Source organism: Streptomyces sp. HNM0645 (assembly GCF_030056615.1).
Classification (GTDB): Bacteria; Actinomycetota; Actinomycetes; order Streptomycetales; family Streptomycetaceae; genus Streptomyces; species Streptomyces marianii.
Map to the genome: position 1 here is coordinate 1 of NZ_JASHLT010000106.1, position 9,021 is coordinate 9,021.

At 74.9% G+C, this 9,021-nt stretch carries 6 protein-coding genes and 4 pseudogenes; 4 read left to right on the forward strand and 6 right to left on the reverse strand.

Annotation, left to right across the window (positions count from 1 at the left end; translation table 11 throughout):
* The 6 genes and pseudogenes from QMZ92_RS35700 to QMZ92_RS35720 all read right to left on the reverse strand — a co-directional run.
* A partial coding sequence (locus tag QMZ92_RS35700) for a DEAD/DEAH box helicase (protein WP_283302090.1) occupies positions 1 to 1,534 on the reverse strand: 1,534 nt, incomplete at its 3' end.
* Between the two features lie 91 nt (positions 1,535 to 1,625).
* Complete coding sequence (locus QMZ92_RS35705) at positions 1,626 to 1,829, reverse strand: cold-shock protein (RefSeq protein ID WP_017947512.1); 204 nt, start codon at positions 1,827 to 1,829, stop codon at positions 1,626 to 1,628.
* 243 nt (positions 1,830 to 2,072) lie between these two features.
* Positions 2,073 to 2,726 (reverse strand): annotated as a pseudogene (locus tag QMZ92_RS36225) (acetyl-CoA C-acyltransferase); the annotation flags it as partial.
* Positions 2,727 to 2,751: 25 nt separating this feature from the next.
* Positions 2,752 to 3,378, reverse strand: a pseudogene (locus QMZ92_RS36230) (thiolase family protein); the annotation flags it as partial.
* Between the two features lie 60 nt (positions 3,379 to 3,438).
* Positions 3,439 to 4,053: a TetR/AcrR family transcriptional regulator gene (locus tag QMZ92_RS35715; RefSeq protein WP_138055900.1), complete on the reverse strand. Its 615-nt coding sequence runs from the start codon at positions 4,051 to 4,053 to the stop codon at positions 3,439 to 3,441.
* 137 nt (positions 4,054 to 4,190) lie between these two features.
* Positions 4,191 to 4,979, reverse strand: coding sequence for an SDR family oxidoreductase (locus QMZ92_RS35720; RefSeq protein WP_283302093.1), 789 nt, complete (start codon positions 4,977 to 4,979; stop codon positions 4,191 to 4,193).
* 49 nt (positions 4,980 to 5,028) lie between these two features.
* On the opposite strand from QMZ92_RS35720, the pseudogene QMZ92_RS36700 reads away from it, so the two are divergent.
* The 4 genes and pseudogenes from QMZ92_RS36700 to QMZ92_RS35735 all read left to right on the forward strand — a co-directional run.
* Positions 5,029 to 5,229 (forward strand): annotated as a pseudogene (locus tag QMZ92_RS36700) (acyl-CoA dehydrogenase); the annotation flags it as partial.
* A gap of 151 nt (positions 5,230 to 5,380) precedes the next feature.
* Positions 5,381 to 6,388 (forward strand): annotated as a pseudogene (locus QMZ92_RS35725) (acyl-CoA dehydrogenase family protein); the annotation flags it as partial.
* 2 nt (positions 6,389 to 6,390) lie between these two features.
* Positions 6,391 to 7,395 (forward strand): acyl-CoA dehydrogenase family protein, encoded by a 1,005-nt coding sequence (locus tag QMZ92_RS35730; protein WP_283302095.1) that lies wholly within the window; start codon positions 6,391 to 6,393, stop codon positions 7,393 to 7,395.
* Between the two features lie 420 nt (positions 7,396 to 7,815).
* The coding region (locus QMZ92_RS35735; RefSeq protein WP_283302097.1) for a DUF4139 domain-containing protein at positions 7,816 to 9,021 on the forward strand (1,206 nt) is incomplete at its 3' end.

Sequence of the window (9,021 nt, forward strand, 5' to 3'; positions counted from 1 at the left end):
CGCCCCGGGCGGCGCGGCCGCCCTCGGCCGATCCCCGCTCGGTGCGGCCGGCCTCGGCTCGCGCGCCGGTCCTGCGCGCGCCGTCGGTGCGAGCGCCGGTGTCCTCGCGGACGGCCTCGTCACGTCCACCGGCACGGCCGCCGCCCTGCGCGCGCCTCCGCTTCGGCCGGGACTTCGCGGCGGCCGGCTGCGGGGCGTGGGGCGCCTCGACGGTCACCGCCACACCCGACGGTTCGCGGGCTCCGGTCAGCCGGGCCAGCTCCTCGTCCCCGGACCTGACCGCGGCCGTACGCGGAGTGATTCCGGCGTCCGCCATCAGCCGGGTCATCTCCCGCTTCTGGTCCGGCAGTACGAGGGTCACGACGCTGCCCGACTCGCCCGCCCGCGCGGTGCGACCGCCCCGGTGCAGATAGTCCTTGTGGTCCGTCGGCGGATCGACGTTCACGACGAGATCCAGATCGTCCACATGGATGCCGCGGGCGGCGACGTTGGTGGCGACCAGCGCGCTGACCTGGCCGTTCTTGAACTGGTCGAGGGTGCGGTTGCGCTGGGGCTGGGTCCGGCCCCCGTGCAGGCCCGCCGCCCGTACACCGCTGGCCAGCAGCCGCTTGACCAGACGGTCCACGGAACGCTTGGTGTCGAGGAAGAGGATGACGCGGCCGTCGCGGGCCGCTATGCGCACGGTGACGGCCTTCTTGTCGGTCTCGTCGGCGACGTGGAGGACGTGGTGCTCCATGGTGGTGACGGCACCGGCGGACGGGTCGACCGAGTGCACCACGGGGTCGCTCAGGAACCCCCGCACCAGCCGGTCGATGTTCCGGTCCAGGGTGGCCGAGAACAACATGCGCTGCCCACCGGGCTCCACCTGCTTCAGCAAGGCGGTGACCTGGGGGAGGAAACCCATGTCGGCCATCTGGTCGGCCTCGTCCAGCACCGTGACCGCCACCTCGCCGAGACGGCAGTCGCCCCGCTCGACGAGGTCCTGCAGCCGCCCCGGCGTCGCCACGAGCACCTCGGCTCCGCGCCGCAGCTGGTTGGCCTGCTTGGTGATCGACAGCCCTCCGACGACCGTCGCCAGACGCAGGTTCACCGCGGTCGCGTAGGGGGTGAGGGCGTCCGTCACCTGCTGTGCCAGCTCCCGAGTGGGAACGAGCACCAGACCGAGGGGAGCACCCGGCTCCGCCCTGCGCCCGGCGGTGCGGGCGAGCAGCGCCAGCCCGAAGGCGAGGGTCTTGCCGGATCCGGTACGCCCGCGCCCGAGGAGATCACGGCCGGCGAGCGAGTTCGGCAGCGTCGCCGCCTGGATCGGGAACGGCTCTGTGACCCCCTGCGCGGCGAGGGCCTTCAGCAGCGCCGCCGGCAGGTCCGTCAGCTCCTCGAAGGCCCGGACGGCGGGCAGGGCGGGGACACGGGGCTCCGGAACGGTGAATTCCTGCGGGCCCACCGTACGGCGGACACCGCCGGCCCCTTTCGGGGCCCGCTTCACCGTGCGCTCGGCCGGCCGCTTGCGGGCGGGGCGTGCGGAACGAGTCATGCGAATTGCCTTCCTGGTGCTGAGCACAGCACAGGCCGGGGCCCGCACCGCGAGGGTGCGGGCCCCGGCCGCGTGGTAAGCGTCCCGAGGGTCAGGCGGGGACGATGTTCTCCGCCTGCGGGCCCTTCGGGCCCTGCGTGACGTCGAAGGTGACCTTCTGGCCCTCCTGGAGCTCGCGGAAGCCCTGGGTGGCGATGTTGGAGTAGTGGGCGAAGACGTCGGCGCCGCCGCCGTCCTGCGCGATGAAGCCGAAGCCCTTTTCCGAGTTGAACCACTTCACGGTGCCGGTGGCCATGTCATTCTCCCGATAGGTAGGGGCCCCATCCGGAGATGCCGGAAAAAACGATAAAGCGCCTGCGGATCATTCCCGTCAGGCGCGCATAAAGTTCATGGGTACCAAACTGCAACCGTCACAACCTAGCACGCTTCGCCGCGGTCCCGGCTCCCCCGCTCGGCGGTTCCGCCCCGTGCGCCCGGGAAATGCGGTCGGTCCGGCCCCGGCGATCGGCACGCCGGAGCCCGCGGCCGGTGTACGTCCCTACATCCGTTCGATGATCGTCACGTTGGCCTGGCCGCCGCCCTCGCACATCGTCTGGAGCCCGAACCGGCCGCCGGTGCGCTCCAGTTCGTGCAGCAGCGTGGTCATCAGCCGGACCCCCGTGGCCCCCAGGGGGTGCCCGAGGGCGATGGCGCCGCCGTTGACGTTGACGCGGGCCGGGTCGGCGCCCGTCTCCTTGAGCCAGGCGAGGGCGACCGGCGCGAAGGCCTCGTTGATCTCGACCAGATCGATGTCGTCGATGGCGAGGCCGGTCTTCTTCAGCGCGTGGGCCGTCGCCGGGACTGGCGCCGACAGCATGCGGATCGGGTCCTCGCCGCGCACCGAGAGGTGGTGCACACGGGCACGCGGGGTCAGCCCGTGCTGCCGTACGGCGCGTTCGCTCGCCAGCAGCATCGCCGCAGCCCCGTCCGACACCTGGGAGGAGCAGGCGGCGGTGATCGTGCCGCCCTCGACCACGGGCGGGAGGGCCGCCATCCGCTCGAGGGTGGTGTCGCGGCGCGGACCCTCGTCCGCGGTGACGCCGCCGTACGCGACGATCTCCCGCGCGAAGCGTCCCTCGTCGATCGCGCGCACGGCCCGCCGGTGGGAACCGAGGGCGAACTCCTCCATGTCGCGGCGGGTTATGCCCCACTTCCGTGNCGCGGCGCGGACCCTCGTCCGCGGTGACGCCGCCGTACGCGACGATCTCCCGCGCGAAGCGTCCCTCGTCGATCGCGCGCACGGCCCGCCGGTGGGAACCGAGGGCGAACTCCTCCATGTCGCGGCGGGTTATGCCCCACTTCCGTGCGATGAGCTCGGCGCCGTGGAACTGGTCGACGGGCGCGTCGCCGTACCGGGCGCGCCAGCCCTCGCTGCCGGCGAACGGCCCCTCGGTGAGCCCCAGGGGCTCGGCCGCCCGCCGGGAGGCGAAGGCGATGGGTATCCGGGACATGTTCTGCACACCGCCGGCGACGACGAGGTCCTGGGTGCCCGACATCACACCCTGGGCTGCGAAGTGCACGGCCTGCTGCGACGAGCCGCACTGACGGTCGACGGTGACGCCGGGCACCTCCTCGGGCAGCCCGGCGGCCAGCCAGCTCGTCCGGGCGATGTCGCCCGCCTGCGGGCCGACGGTGTCGAGACAGCCGAAGACGACGTCGTCCACGGCCGCCGGGTCGATCCCGGCCCGGTCGACCAGGGCCCTCAGGACGTGCGCACCCAGATCGGCGGGGTGCACGGCGGAGAGGCCACCCCTGCGCCGGCCCACCGGGGTGCGGACCGCTTCGACGATGAATGCCTCGGACATGGCTGCTCCGTAGGTTGCTGGGCGGCCCGGGAGGGCCGGGGGTCGGCGGACGTGCGGGGCTCAGTCCCGTACGGCGATGCCGTCCAGGACCATCGAGAGGTACTGCCGGGCGATCTCCTCGGGGGCGTGGTGGCCGCCCGGCCGGTACCAGGACGCCGCGACCCACACCGTGTCGCGGACGAAGCGGTAGGTGAGCCGGACGTCCAGGTCGTCCCGGAAGGCGCCCGAGGCGACCCCGCGCTCCAGCGTCCCCAGCCACGCCTTCTCGAACTTCTCCTGGGAGTCGGCGAGATAGCGGAAGCGGGGCAGGGCGGAGAGGTGCCGGGACTCCTTCTGGTAGATGGCGACGGCCGCACGGTGCCGGTCGATCTCCCGGAAGGACTCGGTGACGAGCGCCTCGATCGTCTCCCTCGGCCCGAGCCCGGCGGCGAGGACGGCGTCGTACCCCGCCCACAGCTCGTCGAGGAAGGTGGAGAGGATCTCGTCGACGATCGACTCCTTGGAGTCGAAGTGGTAGTAGAGGCTGCCCGCGAGCATTCCCGCCTCGTCGGCGATCCTGCGCACGGTGGTGGCGTTGTAGCCGTGGGCGGCGAACACCTCGGCGGCGGTGCCGAGGAGTTCGCGGCGCCGCTCGGGCGAGGCGCTCACCTGGTTCTTCTTCTTGGTCGTGGCCACGTGTCCATTCTGGTCCTGCTCGGGGCGGCCCGCGGACGGCCGGTCCCCTCCGGGTGCCGGAGACGCCCGGTCAGGCGCGGGGGGCGGGGGCACCCGGTCCCGCCCCGGGCCCGCGGACGTCCGGTCCACCCCGGCCCCTAGGAATGCTGGGAGCTGACGGACACGGTCTCGCCGGTCATGTACGAGGAGTATCCGCTGGCGAGGAAGACGATCACGTTGGCGACCTCCCAGGGCTCGGCGTACCGGCCGAAGGCCTCCCGGGCGGTCAGGTCCTCCAGTAGTTCGGCGGAGGTGACCTTCACCAGGTGCGGGTGCATGGCGAGGCTGGGCGCCACGGCGTTGACGCGGACCCCGAACTCCGCCGCCTCGACGGCGGCGCACCGGGTGAGGGCCATGACCCCGGCCTTGGCGGCCGCGTAGTGGGCCTGCCCGGCCTGGGCCCGCCAGCCGACCACGGAGGCGTTGTTGACGACGACTCCGCCGCGGCCGGTGCCGCGGAAGGCCCGTAGCGCGGCCCGGGTGCACCGGAACGTGCCGTTCAGGGTGACGTCGAGGACACGGGACCACTGGGCGTCGGTCATGTCGACGAGCGCGGCCGTCCCTCCGAGGCCCGCGTTGTTGACGACGACGTCGAGGCCGCCGTGCAGCCGTGCCGCCTCGCCGAAGAGGGCCCGCACCTGCGTCTCGTCGGTGACGTCGCAGACCAGGGAGGCGACGGCGTCCGGACCGAACTCGTCCGCGAGCGCCCCCTGCGTCTCCTTCAGGCGTCGCGCGTGGACGTCTCCGATGAGGACCCGCGCGCCCTCCTCCAGGAGCCGCCGGGCGGTGGCCCCGCCGATCCCGGCCCCGGCGGCGGCCGTGACGACGGCGGTCCGGCCGGCCAGCAGCGCGTGCCCCGGAACGTACTGAGCCTTGTTGTCCGTCACACCGGCACGTTAACCTACCAAACACTTGTTAGGGAACCGAGGTGCGCTGATGGACCTGACGCACACGGCGGACGAGGACGCGTTCCGCGCCGAGGCCCGCGCCTGGCTGCGCGCGCACGTCCCGGACGCGCCGCTGCCCTCGCTGGAGACCGGGGAGGGCTTCGCCGAGCACCGGCGGTGGGAGGCCAGGCTGGCCGCCGGCCGCTGGTCGGCGGTGTCGTGGCCGGAGCGGTACGGCGGCCGCGGGGCGGACGTCTTCCGGTGGCTGGTGTTCGAGGAGGAGTACTACGCGGCGGGCGCCCCCGGCCGGGTCTCCCAGAACGGCATCAGCCTGCTGGCGCCCACCCTGTTCGACCACGGCACGGAGGAGCAGCGGGACCGGATCCTGCCGCCCATGGCGAGCGGNCGGCCGCTGGTCGGCGGTGTCGTGGCCGGAGCGGTACGGCGGCCGCGGGGCGGACGTCTTCCGGTGGCTGGTGTTCGAGGAGGAGTACTACGCGGCGGGCGCCCCCGGCCGGGTCTCCCAGAACGGCATCAGCCTGCTGGCGCCCACCCTGTTCGACCACGGCACGGAGGAGCAGCGGGACCGGATCCTGCCGCCCATGGCGAGCGGCGAGGTGGTGTGGGCCCAGGCCTGGTCCGAGCCGGAGGCCGGCTCGGACCTCGCGTCGCTGCGCTCCCGCGCGGTCCGAACGGCGGGCGGCTGGCTGCTGTCCGGCCAGAAGACGTGGTCGTCGCGGGCGGCGTTCGCGGACCGGGCGTTCGGCATCTTCCGCACCGACCCGGACGCCGGGCGGCCGCACCGGGGGCTGACGTACCTGATGTTCGACCTGCGGGCCCCCGGGGTCACGGTCCGGCCGATCCGCCGGCTGGACGGGAAGCCCGCGTTCGCCGAGTTGTTCCTGGACGAGGTGTTCGTCCCGGACGAGGACGTGATCGGCGAACCGGGGCAGGGCTGGCGCATCGCCATGTCGACGACGGGCAGCGAACGGGGGCTCATGCTCCGCTCCCCCGGCCGCTATCTGGCCGCGGCGCGGCGCCTGGTGGAGCTGTGGGGTGCCGCGGCCGACCCCTCCGACACGGCGCTGCGCGACCGCGTGGCGGACGCGGTGATCGGCGCGCGGGCGTACCAGCTGTTCACGTGCGCGGGCGCCTCGCGTTTCGCGGCCGGCTCGGTGATCGGCGCGGAGTCGAGCCTGAACAAGGTGTTCTGGTCCGAGTACGACATCGCCCTGCACGAGACGGCGCTCGACCTGCTCGGCGCGGAGGGCGAGCCGGCGGACGGACCCGGCGGGTGGGTGGAGGGGTACGTGTTCGCCCTGGCCGGGCCGGTCTACGCGGGCACGAACGAGATCCAGCGCGACATCATCGCCGAGCGGCTGCTCGGCCTGCCGAAGGGACGCCGCTGACCATGCGCTTCCTGCCGACCGACGAACAGCTCGCGTTCGTCCGCTCGTTGGACGCGCTGCTGTCGGCCGCGGACACGCCCACGGTGGCCCGCGCCTGGGCGGCGGGCGACCCCGCACCCGGCCGGGCGCTGTGGTCGCGGATCGCCGGTTCCGGCGTGTTGGCGCTGGCCGTGCCCGAGGCGTACGAGGGGGACGGGCCGCTGCCGGTCGAACTGGCCCTCGCGTTCGTCGAGCTGGGCCGCCACGCCGCGCCGGGCCCACTGGTGGAGACCGTCGCGGGCGCGGTGCTCCTGGCGGCCCTGGACGAGCCCGCACTCGCCGAACGCCTGCTGCCCGGCATCGCGTCGGGCGGCCTGCTGCTCTCGCTGCACACGCCGGGGACGGGACCGTACGCCCTGGACGCGGACGCGGCGGACCGTCTGCTCGTGGTCGACCACGGCGACGGCGACTGCCCGGCACTGCGGATCGCCGCCGGGCACGGGCCGGTGCGCGTCTCCGTCGACCCGGTGCGGCGGCTCGCCGTGCCCGGCACGGGCGGGGAGCTGGTCGCCGCCGGGCCCGGCGTCGCGGCGGCGGTGCGGCAGGCGACGGACTGGGCGCGGCTCGTGACGGCGGCCCAGGCGCTCGGCGTGGGGCTCGCGCTGCTGGAGCGGACCGTCGCCCACGTGCGGCAGCGCAGCCAGTTCGGGGCGCCGATCGGCTCCTTCCAGGCGGTCAAGCACCGGCTGGCGGACACGCTGATCGCCCTGGAGTTCGCCCGCCCGCTCGTACACGGGGCGGCGCTCACTCTCGCCACCGCGGATGTCGCGGCGGCGAAGACCGCCGCGGGCGAGGCCGCGTACGCCGCCGCCCGCACCGCGCTCCAACTCCACGGCGCCGTCGGCTACACCGACGAGCTGGACCTGTCCCTGTGGCTGCGCAAGGCGCGCCCGCTGCGGGACGCGTGGGGCACCCCGGCGCAGTGCAGGGCGGCGGTGCTGGAGGGGTCGGCCCCGGCCCGGGGATAGCCGGGCCGCAGCGCGGGGCGTGGCCGGCGGGCGGGGCGCCCGGCGTACGGAGGCGTCGGTGCGCCGGTACTGCCGAACCGCCTCTGTCGCCGGTGGACCACCCGGCCGCCGGCAGGCGCGGCCCGCCGGTGCACCGACCCCGTCGACCCGCCGGTCCTTCAGTGCGGCCGGAGCCGCACGCTCCGAAGCCGCCGCAGGCCCGGACGTCCGGTGCCGCCGGAACCCTCCACGTCCGGTACCGCGGAGCCGGGGCCCGAAGCCGCCGGAGCCGCGTACCGCCGACGCCGCCATGGGCGCCGGCGTCCGGTGCCGCCGGGCCGAGCGGGGCCGGGTCCGGGACGTCCGGACACCGCCGGGCGGACGGGCCGCTCGCGTAGGCTTCGCTCCACGTGGACGCAACTGGGGGGCGGGGGCGGGCGGATGACGGCCGAGACGACGCAGATGTGGGGATCTGCCCTCGATTCGGTGGTGGTGTACGCGCGGGGCGCGCTCTGCCGCCGGCTGGCCCGGGGAGTCGTGCCGGCGGACGGCCGGGTGCGGGTGAAGGGACTCCCCCGCTCACTGGACACCGGTTCCCTGCGGGCCCGTGTCCTGGGCGGGTCCGGCGTACGGGTCGTCGAGGCCCGGCTGGAGATCGAGGCGGAGCCGGCCCCCGCCGAGAACTCCGGCGGCCTGTGGCGCGAGGTCGAACGGCTGCGCGACGAGCGCGCGGCGGCGGAGGGGCGCAGGGACCGTCAACTCGGTCTGATCGGGGAGGTCGAGGCGTTGCGTCCGGTCCCGCCCGCCCGAAGGCGTGAGGACCCGCACCGCCGCACACCGGTCGACGCCTGGCTGGGACTCGGCGACTTCGTCGACGAGCGGCTGACGGTTCTGCACGCCCGGCTCGCCGAACTGGAGAAGGCGCTGCGCGACGTCGACCACGAGTTCGACGTCGCCGTGGCCAAGCTCGAACGCGCCTCCACCGAAGCACCGTCGGCGCATGTGGAGACCGCGGTCTCCGTCGTCCTGACCCTCAGCAGAGCCGAAGCCGGGGCCGAAACCGCGGTCGGAGCGCGAGCGGAGGCCGGGGACGGCGAACGGGAGCCGGGGACGGACGCGGCGGAGGTCGAGGTGGAGCTGGAGTACGGGGTGCCGGGCGCGGTCTGGGTGCCCGCCTACCGGCTCACCCACCGTCAGGGCGACGGCGGCGGCCGACTGGTGCTGCGCGCCTCGGTCGCCCAGCGCACCGGCGAGGACTGGACGGGCGTACGCATCGGCCTGTCCACCGCCGACCTGCGGCGGCGCACGGACCTGCCGAGGCTCCGCTCGGTCCGGATCGGGCGCCGTCAGCCCGCCCCGGTGCCCTCCGGCTGGCGCGAGCCCCCGGCAGGGCTCGCCGACCTGTTCACGGGTTACGACGCCGCGGGCCCGCGCCCCGTCGCCGGGGCAGGCTCCGTACCCGTTCCCGGGGCCGCCGGCTCCGCGCCCGTTCCCCGACCGCCACTGCCACCGCCACCGGCTCCGCAGGGCTACGGCGCCGCGCTCCCGGATCCCGGCGGTCCGCCCGGCGCCGCCCCGGAAGCCTTCGGCGGCGGGGCGCCCGACCTCGCACGCCCGGCCGGGGCACGACCGGGCGCCGGGCCACGC

Coding starts and splice junctions, on each gene's coding strand:
- QMZ92_RS35730 (WP_283302095.1), top strand. CDS start 6,391: ATGCGCTTCCTGCCGACCGACGAACAGCTCGCGTTCGTCCGCTCGTTG.
- QMZ92_RS35705 (WP_017947512.1), bottom strand. CDS start 1,829: ATGGCCACCGGCACCGTGAAGTGGTTCAACTCGGAAAAGGGCTTCGGC.